Source organism: Desulfovibrio sp. (assembly GCF_019422935.1).
Classification (GTDB): domain Bacteria; phylum Desulfobacterota; class Desulfovibrionia; order Desulfovibrionales; family Desulfovibrionaceae; genus Desulfovibrio.
This window is the reverse complement of sequence record NZ_JAHZCJ010000003.1, coordinates 292,425-307,360: the sequence shown is the minus strand read 5'-3', so window position 1 is coordinate 307,360 and position 14,936 is coordinate 292,425. Positions and strand designations below refer to the sequence as shown.

Below are 14,936 nucleotides of genomic sequence, written 5' to 3'. Positions count from 1 at the left end.
AAAACCGAAAAACCGAAAAACCGAAAAACCGAAAAACCGAAAAACCGAAAAACCGAAAAACTCTAACTAAAAGGAAACGCTATGCAAAATTTCAAATATTTCCCTAAAATCCATATGTTTGAGAGGAGAAAAGAATGTCAATCAACAATGCTGCCAAACCTTTTGAGGTCAAGAGATACCCTAAACGGGAGGAGCTTCCCGCAAAAGTAGTTCCACTTTTTGAAGCGCTTCTCGAAGATCTGAATGATTCGAAGGGAAAGCCTTTTGGAAGGAAATGGAAAAATTGTGGTCATTATAAACAGTTGGGTGATAATTTTTATCATTGCCATCTGACACCATCCCATGTTGTCGTTTGGAAAATCGTTGAAGAAGATGGCGTGACCATCTGTAAAATCGTGTACGCAGGAACAAGAGAAAAAGTTCCGACTCGATCGAAATAAGTACTATAGGTGATTTATGGATTCTCAGTGTGAATTTGTAGAGGTTTGTGTGACTGTGCCGCAGGCTTATGCAAACACATTTAAGAAGTTTGCTTTGTTGCTGTGTTCAGAACAACAAGATGCAGATGTAAGTGGGTGGGTTACACAGCCCCCCATGTCCAAGGCTACTCGTCCTGGACGGATGTTGAAAGGTATGCGTTTGCGTGCGGGAATGACGCAACTGGAACTTGCGAAAAAAATTCAGGTTCCTCAGACGCATATTTCTCAATATGAGAGAAATGTCAGGAAGGTACCAGTCCAAAAGGCAAAATTGCTGGCTGTTTGTTTGGAGACATCCGAAGATTACTTCTTGAGCTAAACCTTTTGTGTTTCAAGAAAAAAGCCCTTGGCCCACAGAGCCAAGGGCTTTTTTGCGCCCTTTTGCATAAAGTCTTGTTCGCTTGTTCCGCTTATTCCGTATATTCCGCGCTCGCTACTGCCATGCTAAAATCACCATGATATTAGCATGGCATGTCAATCTGGACTCGCGAAGAACTCCTCCAGCTAATCTCCTCATGGAAAGCCGCCTACAAAGCGGCGTCTTCCGGTCAGTCCTACACCATAGACGGGCGCACCCTCACCCGGCAAAACGTGTCGGAAATTCGCAACCAGCTATCCTACCTTGAACGTCAGCTTGATGCCATTTCGGGCAATGGCGGCGGCCTGAAACGTGTAACGTGCAGGACGGTGCGCCAATGAGCGGTCTTGTTGACATGACGGGCCGTCCTATCTCGACGGCCCGTATGGTTCCCGGCCCTTCGCGTGATGCGGGCAGCTTCCGCGACCCCATTTCCGGCTGGCATGGCCCGCAGATACACAGCCCGCAGGCTGCCGCCCGCGAGCGCGCAGTAATGCAGCGCCGTGCAGGCGATCTTGCTTCCAACGATTGGGCCGCTGGCAGCGCCCTCGATGCAATTTCTATGAACGCTGTTGGCACTGGCTTGCTGCCCAAGGCAGCAATACCTGCCGACATGCTGGGCATAGACGCAGAGGAAGCCCTACAAATCGGCAAGAGCATGGAGTGGGCCTACAGCCGATGGATTCTGGAAGCTGACGTGCGCGGCATGTGCCACTTCCACGATCTCCAGCTTTTGGGCATCCGTTCCATGCTCTCTCAGGGCGAGCTGCTGCACTTGACCGTGATGCTGGAAGAAAAAGACCGCCAGTCCTTTGGACGGCTGTTCTCGTTTGCCTTGCAGGCAGTGCGGCCCCAGCGGCTGCAAACCCCTGTGGATCTGCAAGTTGACCCCTCCGTGCGTGATGGGGTTCGCGTTTCTTCATACGGCAGACCAGAGGGCTACTATATTGCCAACCCGGCAGCCAGCGTGATGGATGCGTTCAGCAACATCGAGGCGCTGACCAGCGCAGATTTTTCGTACAAACCAGCCCGCGCCGCGCATAGGCGTCTGGTCTTCCACCTGTTTCGGCACGAAACGGAAGAACAGACGCGCGGCGTATCATGTTTTGCAAAGGGCATCTCGCTGTTCCGCAACCTGTCGGATGCTCTCAATTACGAGCTGTTTGCGCAGGTCATTGCCGCCAGTTTTCCTGTGTTCATTGCTACCGAGTCGGGGCAGGTTCCTCTGCCGCAGGTGGGTGAGGATGGAGAGCGGGAGGAATCTGAACGCTACCACGAACTGAAGCCCGGCAGTTTTTTATACGGCGATGCGAACCAGAAGCCCTACCCTCTGGAAAGCAAGCGCCCCAGCGCGAATTTTTCAAGCTTCGTAGAAATCATCCTGCGGGCAATGGCTGCAAGTCAGGGCATCCCCTACGAAACCCTCGCCAAAGACTACAGCAAAACAAATTACTCCTCCATGCGGGCCGCGCTTAACGAAGCGTGGAAGCTCTACAACTACTATCGCCAGTGGTTTGCCCGTTCCTACTGCCAGCCCATTTGGGAAATGGTCATTGAGGAGGCCGTGTTGCGCGGTTACGTCACGCTTCCTTCATCCGCCCCCGATTTTTACGCGGCCCGCGAGCTGTGGTGCAACGCCTCGTGGATTGGCCCTGCGCGCGGTTTTGTTGACCCGGTGAAGGAAATTCAGGCCGTGGTCATGGCCCTGAATCACAATTTAATGACTTACGGCGAGGCCTGGGGCGAGCGCGGCGGCGATTGGGACGAAGGCTCTGCCACAATTCTGCACGAAGCACCCACGCTGCGGCGCATTGTGGAGGCCAAACCACCTGTAACCCCTGTCACGGCCACGGGCAAAAACGGTGTAGCCCCGGAATCTGCGCAAGCTGATGAAGAGGAAAAAGCATGAACGTGAACGAGCGCATTTTCGCATTATCCCCTGATCTGAGCGGGGTGTGGGCCATCACGCCTGAGGCCATGACGGCTTTTGTGGATGCCCTAGCTGGTTCGCTTGAATCCACACCGCAGGCCATGGAGCAGGCGGCAAAGGCAGTGGCGGATTTGGCGGAGCAGTCGCAGGTGCTCCAGGGGCTTATCCGCGAGATGAAAAATCAGGGTTAGCCGGATACTCTGGCAGAAGGCCGCTCAGCGTGCGCGGTCTTCTGCCTCGGCAAGGGATGTGTGGCGCTACATCATTTCATTGAGGCCTTGCAGATGGATTTTTGATCCAGCCACAAGCAGCACATCTCCCGCCTGAACTACCGTGTCAGCTCTGGTTTTTTGCAAAATGGGGCTACCCTGGCCTTTAATGGCGAGGATGATAACATCATGCGATCTGGTCAGGGCAGCTTCCGCCAAGCTTTTGCCCACAAGAGGCGATGTGTCCGAAACCAGAAATTCATCAAGCAGCACTTCATCGTTGGTGTTGCTGCGGTGCATGAAGGATTCAACCAGGGGCCGCTGAATAGCCTGGGCGATGGACTGTCCGCCGATCATATGCGGCAGTATGACGCGGTTGGCCCCTGCGATTTTGAGCTTGCTGATGTGGCGATTGTCGCTGGCGCGTGAAACAATGTAGAGATCGGGATTCATGGCCCGGGCAGAGAGCACCACGTACACGTTGGCGGGGTCGTTGGACATGGAGGCCACAAGGGCCTTTGCCCTGTCGAGCCCGACACGCATCATGACGCTGTCTGATGTGGCATCGCCAAGCACAAGAAAATAGCCCGCGCTCTCGATTTCTTCTGCCTTTTTGTCATCGGTTTCAACCACGACCACGTCAACGCCGTCTGCGGCCAGTTCAGCGGCCACTACCCGGCCCACCAAGCCGAAACCGCACAAAACGCAATGGCCGGAAAGTGCCGCAATTGCCTTGTCCACTCTGCGCCTCCGCATCATTTGAAATACGCGCCCTTCTGAAGCCAATTGCACAAAATAACCAATGAGAAGCGCAAAATATACTACGCCAGAAATAATAACAGCACTGGTAAGCAGCTTTCCCTGCTCGCTCAGGGGGTGTATTTCGCCAAATCCGATTGTTGAAAGGGTTATAAGCACCATGTAGAAACCGTCAAACAACGACCAACCTTCAACATATTTATACCCAAGACTGCCAAGTATAAATATAACAAAGAGCACTGTGCCGTTAATCATTAACGGCCAGAATATGCCCATGCGCTGTCTGATGCGCAAAAGTCGTATATAGAGCTTCTTTTTCAATCATTGCTCCATTGGTGGGCAGTCAAACATATTTTGCTGCATAGCTTGTCGCCGTAAGTGCAATTACGCCACCTTGGGCAAGCATGCTTGATTTGCTTGTTGTGCTAAGTGATTTACGAGTGAATCCTCCAGAATTCAACAGAATATGGAACATATTTGAAATATTTTTTCTTCTCATGAAAAGTCAAGAAAAAGCCCCGTGCAGCATGTCTATGGAAGTTGTGTGGAACGCTTTGTCTGCTGATGGAAAATTTTTTGCTATGAGCTCTTTTGTAGTGATTAATAACGCAAAAAAAGAATGATGATTTTTGTCTAATAGATTAAATATGCTGATTTTTTTGGGCTGTTAATAGTGAGATTGTTGAGGCTTTTTTGAGGATGATTTTTTTAGATAAATCGGTTTTCTGTAAAATTAGATAGTAGAATAGTTTGAATTAATATCTAAAGGCTTTGATGTGTTGCCAGCTTGTGAACAAAAAGGATAATTAAATACGATTTTTGCATGTTACATTTTTGTTTTGAATTGTTTTATATTTATTTACGATAATTATTTTATTAAAAAAAATTAAATTGAATTATATCAGTGGGGAGCGCCAAGCGCTTAAATGGCTGATTTTTGATGTGATTTTTAGTTTTTATATTGTATCTATACACATTGATGTAATTTTGTTTAATTTATTCATTTCCTTGCTTGTCATGAATTGTAAAAAACTTGGGGGTTATTTGTGTTATGGCAGCCATTTGGGGCTATTTTTTATTTTTACAGTAGTAATGTGCGATAAATAGTGGTTGAAGCGCGAGCGCATCCCTAAATATGGAGGAGCATATTCTCTAGGCGCTATTTATATTGCCCTCCTTACGCTTCAAGCGCCTAGGTTTGATTGTGGTGTCATTTTTCGTTTATTGGGTTGACACAAATTGCTTTATCGAAATAGTGTTGGTGCTGAATCTTTATAGTTCAAAAGTTTTTTAACTTAATATATCGCGGAGTGAAGATGGACGATTTTTTGAAGGGTGCTTTGGAGATTTCCAAGGCTCAGGCTGGCGTCAGGGTTATGAGTGCGGAAGAAATTACGGCCTTTGTCCAGAAGGTTGCTGGCAGCATCCGGGCTGTTGCCATGGGCGAAGCCACTGGCGAACCCGATTTTGATGGGGCGGTTCTTGAGGCCAGAAAATCGATCAAGGAAAAGAGCGTTACCTGCCTTGAGTGCGGTAAGAGCTTTAAGATTTTGACAAAACGTCATCTGGCCACACACGGCCTCTCCACAGAAGAATACCTTGAAAAGTGGGGCTTTAAAAAGGGCACACCTCTTGCCTGCAAGGCCTTGCAGCGCGAGCGCCGCAAAAAAATGAACGACATGAAGCTGTGGGAACGGAGAATGACCGCCAAGAAGTAATTCTGCGGTTTGTCTGTCAGCAGCCTTGTTTTTGCATTCCCCGCCTTGCAGGCAGGGAAAGAAGCGGCCCACGTGTGGGCCGCTTCTGTTTGGGACACTGGTTAAGTTTTTGCGGGCAGTTTTTGCATTTTTTTTTGGTTTGGCACATAATTACCAAAAATTGCATCACACCAAACTGCCGGGTAACCCCGGAAAAGGGCAAGGGCTTTCATGAGCACAGCAGAAGCGCCGCGTCGCGCCATTTTTCTGGATCGCGACGGCACCCTGAACCACGATACTGGCTATATTCACCGCAAGGAAGACTGGCAGTGGCTGCCGGGCGTGGTTGAAACCCTCAGGCGTTTTCATGCCGTAGGGTATCTGCTTGTGGTAGTGAGCAATCAGTCGGGGCTGGCGCGTGGCATGTTCAGCGAGGACGATCTGCACGCTCTGGAAGCATGGGTTAATGAAGATCTGGCGGCGCACAACGCCGTTATTGACGCGTGGTATTATTGCCCTCATCTGCCGGAAGTTACTGGCCCTTGCAACTGCCGCAAACCAGAGCCAGGCCTTATTCTGCAAGCCGCTGCCGACCTGAATATTGATCTTGCGCGCTCCTGGATGATTGGCGACCGTGTGCGCGATATGCAGGCCGGGCTGGCAGCCGGGTGCAGTTGCGTGCTATTGCGCCCCCCGGTGGGCGCGTATGAAGATAACCTACCCGTTCCGGATGGCGTAAAGGTTGTACCGCATCTGCCCGCCGCCGGTGTCCACATTCTTGCACCTGAAATGCGGGCGCACAGGCTCACCCGCCTGCCTGGCGGCTGTGGCGCGCACTGCGGGGGAAGTAACAGCTCCGATGGTTCCGGTCTCCCCGGTGATGGCGGTTCTGGTTGTGAGGGCGAGGCTGACAAGGTATGATTTTTTGCACCGGCTGGTCGAGCATTTTAGACCTGCTGTGTCTGTAGATGCACAAGGCCCCTGTCTGACAGAATCTGCGTTGGGTGCAGTTCTTTCAGACAGGGGCCTTTTCGTGAATTTAATACGAGGGGGCAGCGGCGCAGTGCTTCAGGCGGCAATGTTCCCGCCCCTGCCGCGCGGCAGGTCGCATCAGGTGTATTGCGGCTCGTTTTCCTTGATGATCTGAAAGGCCTTCATGGCCTTGATGGTGCCGGGCAGGCCCTGATACTTGGTCACTCCGGCGACCGTGCAGTTGAGCATGTCTTCGTGGTCGGTATCCAGCACGATAATGTCGCCCACCTGCATGCGCAGCAACTGATTGCCCGTGATGGTGGTGCGGCCAAAATGCACCTTCATCTCCACCGGGGTTTCCAGCAGGCGTTCTTTAAGGCGCGCCACCCATGCGTGGTCAACTTCGAGGCGTTCGGTCTGAAAGCTTGCATGCAGCTTGGAACGAATGGGTTCAATGGTGGCGTAGGGCAGGCAGATGATCATGGAGCCGAGCGCCGTATCCAGCTCGACCTCAAAGGTGATGACCACCACAACGTCGCTGGGGGGAACAATGGCGGCGAACTGCGGGTTGATTTCGCTGCGCACCAGCTCAAGCTTTACGTCATGCACTGGCCGCCAGGATTCTTCCATGTTTTCCAGCGCGATTTTGACAATCTTGTCCACCACGGCCTGTTCAATGCGCGTGAATTCGCGGCCCTCAACCTTGGGCTGGGAGCCAGCGCCGCCAAACACGTTTTCCACCAGGGCAAAGACCAGACGCGAATCAACAACCATGATGGCATTGCCGCGCAGGGGATCCATTTTGAAAATATTGATGGAGGTGGGCACCGGCAGCGAGCGCATGAACTCGCCGAACTTGGTCATATCAATGGATATGGGGTTCAGCTCCACGCGCTTGCGCACAGAGTTTGAAAGGGCGTTGGTGCAAAGCCGTGAAAAACGGTCGTTAACGATTTCAAGCACGGGCATGCGCCCGCGGATGATGCGATCCTGATTGGCAAGGTCAAAGGACACAATGCCGGAATCGTCTTCCTGCGTTTCCGCCTCGTTTTCGATTTCCCCGCCGGAAAGCCCGCGCAGCAGGGCATCAACTTCGTCTTGCGCCAGAACTTTATTCATACCAGCCTCGGAACAGTCGTGAAAATGTGTGTTGCGGCGTGTTTTTCCGCACACGACCACGCAGATGGAATATGCAAGATAAAGGCCAGTTTGACAAGCCGTACAGCGTCTTTTGCCAGAGCAACCGCCGCACGGCAGGGGAGTGCGCCACGCTTGCCTTTACCGGGCCTGTCAGGCACTCTTGGTGCATGTTTGTACGTCTTTTTTCGGCCAGTGACCATGCCCATGCAGACCCATGCGGCGCTGCTCCCGCCGCGCCAGCAGTAACTATTGCCGCAAGGCCGGGGCAAAGCCTTTCGCAGGCCATCTGGCTTTCTGGGCTGGTGCGCCCCTTGCCCCTGTGCGGCGGGCTTGGGCGTTGCGGGCGCTGCCGTGTGCGTTTTATGCGCCATGCGCCGTCATGCCTGCCTGCGGAGGAGGACGTTTTTTCCGCCTCGCAACTGGAGGCTGGTTGGCGCCTGGCCTGCCGCCGTCAGGTGCCAGACCCTGACTTCACTGCGTCGGGGGGCGCAACTGCGCTTGATCTTGAGTTGCCGTCGGAGAATCTTGTTCTGCCAGCGGGAGCGCAAGCAGCGGGGCCTTTACCCGGCCTCGGCATGCCGCAGCCGGATTTGGCGCTGGCTGTTGACCTTGGCACCACATCCCTGTGCTGGCGGGCGCTTGACATGCAGGGTCGGGCAGTGGCTGAGGGCCGTTCGCTCAATCCTCAGGCCGGTGCCGGGGCGGATGTCATGTCGCGCCTTGCCGTGGCGCGCGCGCCAGAAGGGCGTACCCTGCTGGCCGGGCTTGCCCGGCGGCAACTGCTGGACATCATGGATTCGCTCGTGCAGTCGGGCGCGGGGCGGGTGACTCGGCTGTGTCTGGCTGCCAATACGGCCATGACGGATATTTTTCTTGATCGCGATGTGGAGGGCCTGTGCGCCGCTCCGTACAGGCTGGCTCACAAGGGTGATGAAACGGTTGCCCTGCCGGATTTTCCGCCTGTCTATGTGCCGCCGCTGTCCGCGCCCTTTGTGGGCGGCGACCTGAGCGCGGGGCTGGCCGCCCTGTTGGAGGCGGATGTTCCACGGCCCTTTGTGCTGGCCGATCTTGGCACCAACGGCGAACTTGCACTGGTAACCGAGACTGGACAGTTGTGGCTGACCAGCGTACCCCTTGGCCCGGCTCTGGAAGGTATTGGGCCTGAATGCGGCCAGCTGGCTGGCCCCGGTGTGGTGACGGGCTTTACGCTCACGCCCATGGGGCTTGCTGCGCAGTTTTATGAAGGCGCGTCCCCTGACGCAGAAGATGCAATGGATGCGGCGCGCCACCATATGGCGCAGAGCAGTGCTTGCCCTTGCCCTGCCTGCCAGAGCGCAAACGCGGGGCAGTCCCCTGCGGGGCTGGCGGTAGGTTCTGCGGCTGGCGCTGGAACAGGAGTCGGGGGATCAGTTGCGCGTGGTATAAGCGCCACTGGGTACTTATCCCTATTGGCCTTGTTGCTGCGCGCGGGTGTTCTGCGCAATGACGGGCAGTTTGTGGCAAATCCGGTCATGCCGCTGGCACGTAAGCTGGCTGCCGGGCTGGAACAGCCCAATCCGGCAGGGGAACCCCCGGCATCCGGCCTGCCCCGTTCGGGCGCGCGCCTGCGTCTGCCGCATGGCCTGTGGCTTGCCGCCGCTGATGTGGAGGCCCTGTTGCAGGTCAAGGCTGCCTTTGCCCTGGCGCTGGATGCGCTGCTGCGCGCGGCAAATATTCCTGCCAGCAATGTTGCGGCAGTGTGCCTGGCTGGTACGCTGGGCGAATATGTCAGGCCGGACGACCTTGAAACTCTGGGCTTTGTTCCCGCTGTTCTTGCCCCGCGTATTCGCGCCGTGGGCAATACCGCGCTGGACGGAGCCGCGCTGCTTGCGCTGCACAGCAAAAAAATTCCGCCTTTGGCCCGCATGTGCCGCGAGGCCGTGGTGCTTCCCCTTGTAGACGAACCGAATTTTCACACCGATTATCTGCGCCGTATGCGCTTTGGAGTATAAATGTCCGCGAAAGACGATTCTTTTAACGATTCCGATCGGCGTAGCCGCCGTTCCGGCGAGGGCAGCAGCCAGCCTCGCCGCCAGTCCCCGCGCAGACCTGACGACAGGCCCGTGCGGCGCGATGGCGCGGACGGCAGATTTGCTGGACGCGACGACCGCAACTCTGGCCGTCAGGACGACCGCCGGGATAACCGCCGGGACGGGCGTTCTTCTGACCGCCGTGACGACAGGCCCGGCGGTCGCCCCAATAGTCGGCCCGGCAGCCGCCCATCAAGGGGGCAGGATGACCGCCGTGATGCACGGCGCGATGGTCGGCAAGAAGACCACCGCGAAAATCGCCGTGACGACCGGCGTCCGACTGACCGCCCCGCAGATCGCCGTGACGATCGCCGTCAGGATGGACGTTCGCCCAACGCACCCAGAGATCGCTACGGCAGGCCTGCATTTCGGCCTGAGAAGCGAGAGGGCGACAGAGATTTTGCTCGCTCCGGGCAGCGCAGCTTTGAGCGCCAGAATCAGCGCCCCGCCGTGCGTTCTTTTGAATTGGGGGCTTGGCCTGCCGCCAGAGCGCTGTTCCCACCGCTTTCGGCTGAAACACAGCGTATTCTGGATATGCTGCCCGAAGCCCTGACCAAGGTATGGCCGCTCAATGCGGGGCACAAGCGCTCGTTGCCCGACGACGTGGCCCAGCTTTCGCGTCTTCTGACCACAGAACGTGCAGGGCTGGCGCGTCCGTACTGGAGTTCCCCGGCCTCCATCAGCGCCTATCTGTATTATTTTCTGCCCTGGAATCTTGTGCGTCTCACTCGCCTGCTGGCAAGCCTGCCCCTGACCGACCCCCGCACGGTGGCTCCGCAGGGTGGCGAGGCCCTGCTGGTGGATGTGGGTTCCGGCCCTCTGACCCTGCCGCTGGCCCTCTGGCTGGCAAGGCCTGAATGGCGCAGCGCCCCAGTGCGGGTGCTGGCGCTGGATACCTCGTCCCAGCCGCTTGAACTGGGCAAAACCCTTATGGAAGTTCTGGGCGAGCTGACGGGCCAGCCCGTATGGCCCGTGCGCGTGGCCCGTGCGCCTCTTGATCAGGTCGTGCGGCAGGCCGCCCCTCTGCTCTCTGGCGGGCGGGCGCGTCCGTGGCTGGTCAGCGCCGCCAACGTGCTCAACGAACTGCGTTTTGGCAAAAAGCGTTCGCGCGGCGCAAGCGCCATAGAAGACGAGGACGAATTTGATTCGCTGGATGCCGAGGACATGGACATTGACGGCAATCCCGCTGCGGTCGAGGCCGATGGTGAAAAGCCCGAAGGCTGCCGCGAAGATCGGCTTGACAGCTTCCTTGAATCCCTGTCGCCGCTCTTTGACCATGCGGATTCGCGAGGCCCTGCCCCTGTTGGGCCTTCCCTGCTGTTTGTGGAACCCGGCACACGCCTTGGCGGCTCCACCATCATGCGCTTGCGCCAGCTTGCCGTTGACGGCGGGCTGACTGCCCTTGCCCCCTGTACGCATCAGGCAGATTGCCCGCTGCTGCGCGGTCAGGGCGGCCGCACATGGTGCCACTTTACCTTTGGCAGCGAGGGCGCGCCGCTGTGGCTTGAAGACTTGTCGCAGGCTTCGGGCCTTGGCAAAAGCGGCCTGAGCCTCTCGCCCCTGTTGCTTGCCGCCATGCCCGAGGCAGAAGCGCAGACGTCCGACTCTCTGGCCGCCAGGGTGCTTTCTGCCCCCTTTATGGTGCCGGGGCTGGCGGGCAGAGCACGCTACGCCTGCTCTGGCAAGGGAATACTGCTGCTGGAAAATGCCGAATCTCTGGCCTCTGGTGATGAACTGACTGTATCCATTGCTGCTGGCGCGCCACGCGACCGTAAAAGCGGCGCTTTGCAGGTGAGCCCTCCGTCGCAGCAAGGAGGAGGCTTCCGGCCTGAGCGCCGCCCTGGTGATGATGAACACGGTCGCAGGCCCGCGCCATACCGCAGGGACAATAGAGAAGACGGCAGGGATGGCACCCGCGATGGTGGCAGGCCCGCAGGAAAGGGCTATCCAGACCGTCCGTCCCGCGCTCCTCAGGGCGACCGCAGGCAAGGAGATGACCGCGGAGGGCAGGGTGGGCGTCCACCTCGGCCTCAGGGCAATGACCGTCCTCAGCGTGACGACCGTTCAGGTCGTGACGACAGGCCGCGCCGTGATGATCGGTCAGGCAGGGACGACCGCCGTGGCCGTGATGACCGTCCGGACTGGAAAGGCCGGAAGGATCGGCAGGGTCAGCCAGACCGTTCAAACCGTTCAGATAGGTCTGAACGCCCGGACAGACCCAATCGTCAAGACCGCCAAGACCGCAACAACCGTCAGGACAGACCGGGCGGTCAGGACAGAAAGGGCCGTGGAGGCTCTTCTGACAACCGCTCTGGCGACAGACGGCATGGCGGCAATCGTGCTGGCAAACCTTCTGCCCCGCGTCGCAACAAGCCCTAGGGACGCTGGCATCAGTATCAATGATCCGGTCTGCTGCATACAGGGTCTTTTAGCTGTGAACTTCAGGGGGGCTTTTGCCCCCCTTTCCTGTGTGCGCCCCGCCATGGCTGCCCCTTCCGCAGAGAAGTTTCGGTTCGGAGTGCTCATAGGCGACGCTTGAGGGCTTGGAGCATTTTCCACCTCCTCCGGCGGCGGTGCCCGCACAATATTTGCTCAAAAAAACTTGCCCCGGATATCCGCGCCACTGGCTAAAAAATCGGCGCGGCGCGGCGGAAGTCTAAAGTTTTTTGTCGCTATTGGCTATTCTTATTAATAATTTATACAAATAATTTAGCAGGTTAATGGTACTATGCGGGTTTTCAGGGGCTTTTATTTGCATCCGTTCCGTGTATACTCGGCACTTATTATCAAACGCCGTACCTGAGCCGCCATGCTGCGGCTTCTGTTTTGCGGTTAGTCATCCGGAAACTTCGGAGCCGCCCCGGCGGCTGCATACCTTAAATACGAGGCTGTTTTTTCATGCTCACAATGCCCAAGAATTTGCCGCAGCCACAGTTGAAACCCAATACGGAAGTTGTTTTGCAAAAGCGCTACCTGCGCAAGGATCTGACCGGCAAGCAGGTGGAAACGCCGCGTGATCTCTTCTGGCGGGTGGCATCTTCCATTGCCGCCGAAGAAGCCAAGTACAGCCAGTCCACCTGCAAGGGCGACGTGCTGGCGCGCGATTTCTATGACCTCATGACCAGCTGGAAGTTTTTGCCCAATTCGCCCACGCTCATGAACGCGGGCACTGATCTGGGGCAGCTTTCGGCCTGCTTTGTGCTGCCGGTGGGCGACTCTATTGAAGAAATTTTTGATGCGGTCAAATACGCGGCCATGATCCACAAGTCTGGCGGCGGCACGGGATTTTCTTTTTCGCGCCTGCGCCCCAAGGATAGCCGCGTGGGTTCCACCGGGGGCGTTGCCTCTGGGCCGGTATCTTTTCTGCGCATCTTCAACACCGCCACGGAGCAGGTGAAGCAGGGCGGTACGAGGCGCGGGGCCAATATGGGCATCCTGCGCGTAGATCACCCCGACATTCTTGAATTTATCCGCGCCAAGGAAAAAGAGGGCGAATTCAATAACTTCAACCTTTCCGTGGGCCTGACAGAAGTCTTCATGCGCGCCGTTGAAAACGACGAGCATTACGATCTTGTGGCCCCCAATTCCAGCGAAGTTATCAACCGTCTGCGCGCGCGGGAGATTTTTGAGCTGCTGGTCAAAAAGGCCTGGCAGTCCGGCGATCCGGGTATTGTGTTTCTTGACCGCATTAACCGGGACAATCCCACGCCTGACCAGGGCGAGATAGAGTCCACCAATCCCTGCGGCGAGCAGCCCCTGCTGCCCTACGAGGCTTGCAATCTGGGTTCCATCAACCTTTCGTGCTTTTACATCCCCGGTCACAACGATGCGGCTGACCCCGCTCGCGATTGTATTGACTGGGCTGAACTCAAGCGCGTGGTGCATCTGTCTGTGCGCTTTCTTGACAACGTCATTGATGCCTCGCGTTTCCCGCTGGACAGCATCACTGAAACCGTGCGCAAGAACCGCAAGATCGGCCTTGGCGTCATGGGCTTTGCCGACCTGCTCTATCAGCTTGAAACGGCGTATGATTCGCAGCAGGGCCTTGAGCTTGGCGAGCGTATCATGGCCTTTATTCAGGAAGAGGGGCACAAGGCCTCGGCCCAGCTGGCTGTGGAACGCGGCGCTTTCCCTGCCTATGCCACGTCCGTGTACGCCAAAAAGAAGCTTGGCCCCTACCGCAATGCCACGGTAACCACCATTGCGCCCACGGGTACGCTCTCCATCATCGCGGGCTGCTCCTCCGGCGTGGAGCCGCTGTTTGCCCTGTGCTTTACCCGTAATATTCTTGACGGCGAGCGCCTTGTGGAGGTGAACCCCCACTTTGAAGCGGCCCTTGCCGATGCCGGGCTGTTCAGCCACGAACTCATGGATGCGGTGGTCGCCAAGGGTTCCATTCAGGAAATGGATTACCTGCCCGCCAAGCTGCGCAAGGTATTTGTTACGGCTATGGATATAGCCCCGGTGTGGCACCTGCGCATGCAGGCGGCCTTTCAGCGCCATACCGACAATGCCGTGTCCAAGACCGTGAACCTGACCAACAGCGCAACGGAACAGGATATTTTTGATATTTACTGGCTGGCCTATCAGGAAGGCTGCAAAGGTGTGACCGTGTACCGTGACGGCTGCAAGAGCATTCAGGTGCTGGCCACGGGCGAAGGGCAAAAGAAAATGGACGGCGAAAGCGGCGCCGAGCCTGCGCAGTCTGGCCCGTCTGCTGCTCAGGTCGGAGCTGGCGTGCGCAAGCGGCCCGACATTGTGTGGGGCTTTACGCAGAAGGTGCCCACCGGGCTTGGCGTGATGTACCTCACCGTCAACGAGGTTGACGGCCAGCCCTTTGAGGTTTTTGCCACCATCGGCAAGTCTGGCCGCTCCATCACGGCCAAGGCCGAGGCCATTGGCCGCCTTGTGTCGCTGGCCTTGCGCTCCGGAGTACACGTGCGCGACGTTGTGGCCCAGATCAAGGGCATCGGCGGCGAGCACCCCGTGTTTCGCGGCAAGGGGCTGCTGCTTTCCATCCCAGATGCCATCGCCTGGGTGCTGGAAAAGCGCTATCTCAAGGACGAACACATCGGCGACGTCAACGACCTGCAAGCCCAGAACTGCCCCGAATGCGGCGAGCCGCTGGTTTTTCAGGAAGGTTGCCTCATCTGCCCCGGCTGCGGTTTTTCGCGTTGCGGATAATGACTGGAACTGACTGACGGCAAGATATTTTGCGGGGTTTCCAGACCCAGGCGGGGCAGAGCGGTTTCACAAAATCCGGCCCGGCGGCTCAGGGCGATCAGCAAACAGATCAGTAATATCCTTGCGGGGGAGGGCGCTC

General features: G+C 56.7%; 13 protein-coding genes and 1 pseudogene. 11 read left to right on the top strand and 3 right to left on the bottom strand.

Going from position 1 to position 14,936, the window contains the following annotated elements; all coding sequences use genetic code 11:
• Window positions 1-134 precede the first annotated feature (134 nt).
• The 5 genes from QZ383_RS06610 to QZ383_RS06590 all read left to right on the top strand — a co-directional run bounded on the left by QZ383_RS06610 (window position 135) and on the right by QZ383_RS06590 (window position 2,958).
• Window positions 135-440 carry a hypothetical protein gene (locus tag QZ383_RS06610; protein ID WP_291444064.1) on the top strand — a complete coding sequence of 102 codons (306 nt, stop codon included), beginning with the start codon at window positions 135-137 and terminating at the stop codon, window positions 438-440.
• 16 nt (window positions 441-456) lie between these two features.
• Window positions 457-798 (top strand): helix-turn-helix transcriptional regulator, encoded by a 342-nt coding sequence (locus QZ383_RS06605; protein WP_291444062.1) that lies wholly within the window; start codon window positions 457-459, stop codon window positions 796-798.
• Between the two features lie 152 nt (window positions 799-950).
• Window positions 951-1,178, top strand: a complete 228-nt coding sequence (locus QZ383_RS06600) for a hypothetical protein (RefSeq protein ID WP_291444061.1) — start codon at window positions 951-953, stop codon at window positions 1,176-1,178.
• Window positions 1,175-2,746 (top strand): phage portal protein, encoded by a 1,572-nt coding sequence (locus QZ383_RS06595; protein WP_291444060.1) that lies wholly within the window; start codon window positions 1,175-1,177, stop codon window positions 2,744-2,746. Before QZ383_RS06600 ends, QZ383_RS06595 begins: the two co-directional genes overlap by 4 nt.
• Window positions 2,743-2,958: a hypothetical protein gene (locus QZ383_RS06590; RefSeq protein WP_291444058.1), complete on the top strand. Its 216-nt coding sequence runs from the start codon at window positions 2,743-2,745 to the stop codon at window positions 2,956-2,958. Before QZ383_RS06595 ends, QZ383_RS06590 begins: the two co-directional genes overlap by 4 nt.
• Before the next feature lie 66 nt (window positions 2,959-3,024).
• Here QZ383_RS06590 and QZ383_RS06585 read toward each other — a convergent pair whose 3' ends face one another.
• Both QZ383_RS06585 and QZ383_RS14475 read right to left on the bottom strand, forming a co-directional pair.
• A complete protein-coding gene (locus tag QZ383_RS06585; RefSeq protein WP_291444057.1) occupies window positions 3,025-3,717 on the bottom strand; it encodes a TrkA family potassium uptake protein in 693 nt (230 codons plus the stop codon).
• Window positions 3,718-3,768: 51 nt separating this feature from the next.
• Window positions 3,769-3,990, bottom strand: a pseudogene (locus QZ383_RS14475) (potassium channel family protein); the annotation flags it as partial.
• Window positions 3,991-4,139: 149 nt separating this feature from the next.
• Between QZ383_RS14475 and QZ383_RS06580 the strand changes: the two are divergent.
• The 3 genes from QZ383_RS06580 to gmhB all read left to right on the top strand — a co-directional run bounded on the left by QZ383_RS06580 (window position 4,140) and on the right by gmhB (window position 6,353).
• Window positions 4,140-4,358, top strand: coding sequence for a hypothetical protein (locus QZ383_RS06580; RefSeq protein ID WP_291444055.1), 219 nt, complete (start codon window positions 4,140-4,142; stop codon window positions 4,356-4,358).
• 693 nt (window positions 4,359-5,051) lie between these two features.
• Complete coding sequence (locus tag QZ383_RS06575; protein WP_192112355.1) at window positions 5,052-5,453, top strand: MucR family transcriptional regulator; 402 nt, start codon at window positions 5,052-5,054, stop codon at window positions 5,451-5,453.
• 210 nt (window positions 5,454-5,663) lie between these two features.
• Window positions 5,664-6,353, top strand: coding sequence for a D-glycero-beta-D-manno-heptose 1,7-bisphosphate 7-phosphatase (gene gmhB, locus QZ383_RS06570; protein ID WP_291444052.1), 690 nt, complete (start codon window positions 5,664-5,666; stop codon window positions 6,351-6,353).
• Between the two features lie 189 nt (window positions 6,354-6,542).
• Here the strand turns inward: gmhB and fliM are convergent, their stop codons facing one another.
• A complete protein-coding gene (fliM, locus tag QZ383_RS06565) occupies window positions 6,543-7,523 on the bottom strand; it encodes a flagellar motor switch protein FliM (protein WP_192112357.1) in 981 nt (326 codons plus the stop codon).
• A gap of 71 nt (window positions 7,524-7,594) precedes the next feature.
• On the opposite strand from fliM, the gene QZ383_RS06560 reads away from it, so the two are divergent.
• From QZ383_RS06560 to QZ383_RS06550, 3 genes are all read left to right on the top strand, one after another.
• Window positions 7,595-9,535, top strand: a complete 1,941-nt coding sequence (locus tag QZ383_RS06560) for an ASKHA domain-containing protein (protein ID WP_291444051.1) — start codon at window positions 7,595-7,597, stop codon at window positions 9,533-9,535.
• Window positions 9,536-11,992 (top strand): small ribosomal subunit Rsm22 family protein, encoded by a 2,457-nt coding sequence (locus QZ383_RS06555; protein ID WP_291444049.1) that lies wholly within the window; start codon window positions 9,536-9,538, stop codon window positions 11,990-11,992.
• Between the two features lie 519 nt (window positions 11,993-12,511).
• Window positions 12,512-14,797, top strand: a complete 2,286-nt coding sequence (locus QZ383_RS06550; protein ID WP_291444048.1) for a vitamin B12-dependent ribonucleotide reductase — start codon at window positions 12,512-12,514, stop codon at window positions 14,795-14,797.
• The last annotated feature ends 139 nt before the right edge of the window (window positions 14,798-14,936 follow it).

What these genes read in the sequence shown, in the direction of transcription:
- QZ383_RS06610 (WP_291444064.1), top strand. Translation starts at nt 135, where the DNA reads ATGTCAATCAACAATGCTGCCAAACCTTTTGAGGTCAAGAGATACCCT.
- QZ383_RS06605 (WP_291444062.1), top strand. Translation starts at nt 457, where the DNA reads ATGGATTCTCAGTGTGAATTTGTAGAGGTTTGTGTGACTGTGCCGCAG.
- QZ383_RS06600 (WP_291444061.1), top strand. Translation starts at nt 951, where the DNA reads ATGTCAATCTGGACTCGCGAAGAACTCCTCCAGCTAATCTCCTCATGG.
- QZ383_RS06595 (WP_291444060.1), top strand. Translation starts at nt 1,175, where the DNA reads ATGAGCGGTCTTGTTGACATGACGGGCCGTCCTATCTCGACGGCCCGT.
- QZ383_RS06590 (WP_291444058.1), top strand. Translation starts at nt 2,743, where the DNA reads ATGAACGTGAACGAGCGCATTTTCGCATTATCCCCTGATCTGAGCGGG.
- QZ383_RS06580 (WP_291444055.1), top strand. Translation starts at nt 4,140, where the DNA reads ATGCTTGATTTGCTTGTTGTGCTAAGTGATTTACGAGTGAATCCTCCA.
- QZ383_RS06575 (WP_192112355.1), top strand. Translation starts at nt 5,052, where the DNA reads ATGGACGATTTTTTGAAGGGTGCTTTGGAGATTTCCAAGGCTCAGGCT.
- gmhB (WP_291444052.1), top strand. Translation starts at nt 5,664, where the DNA reads ATGAGCACAGCAGAAGCGCCGCGTCGCGCCATTTTTCTGGATCGCGAC.
- fliM (WP_192112357.1), bottom strand. Translation starts at nt 7,523, where the DNA reads ATGAATAAAGTTCTGGCGCAAGACGAAGTTGATGCCCTGCTGCGCGGG.
- QZ383_RS06560 (WP_291444051.1), top strand. Translation starts at nt 7,595, where the DNA reads ATGCAAGATAAAGGCCAGTTTGACAAGCCGTACAGCGTCTTTTGCCAG.
- QZ383_RS06555 (WP_291444049.1), top strand. Translation starts at nt 9,536, where the DNA reads ATGTCCGCGAAAGACGATTCTTTTAACGATTCCGATCGGCGTAGCCGC.
- QZ383_RS06550 (WP_291444048.1), top strand. Translation starts at nt 12,512, where the DNA reads ATGCTCACAATGCCCAAGAATTTGCCGCAGCCACAGTTGAAACCCAAT.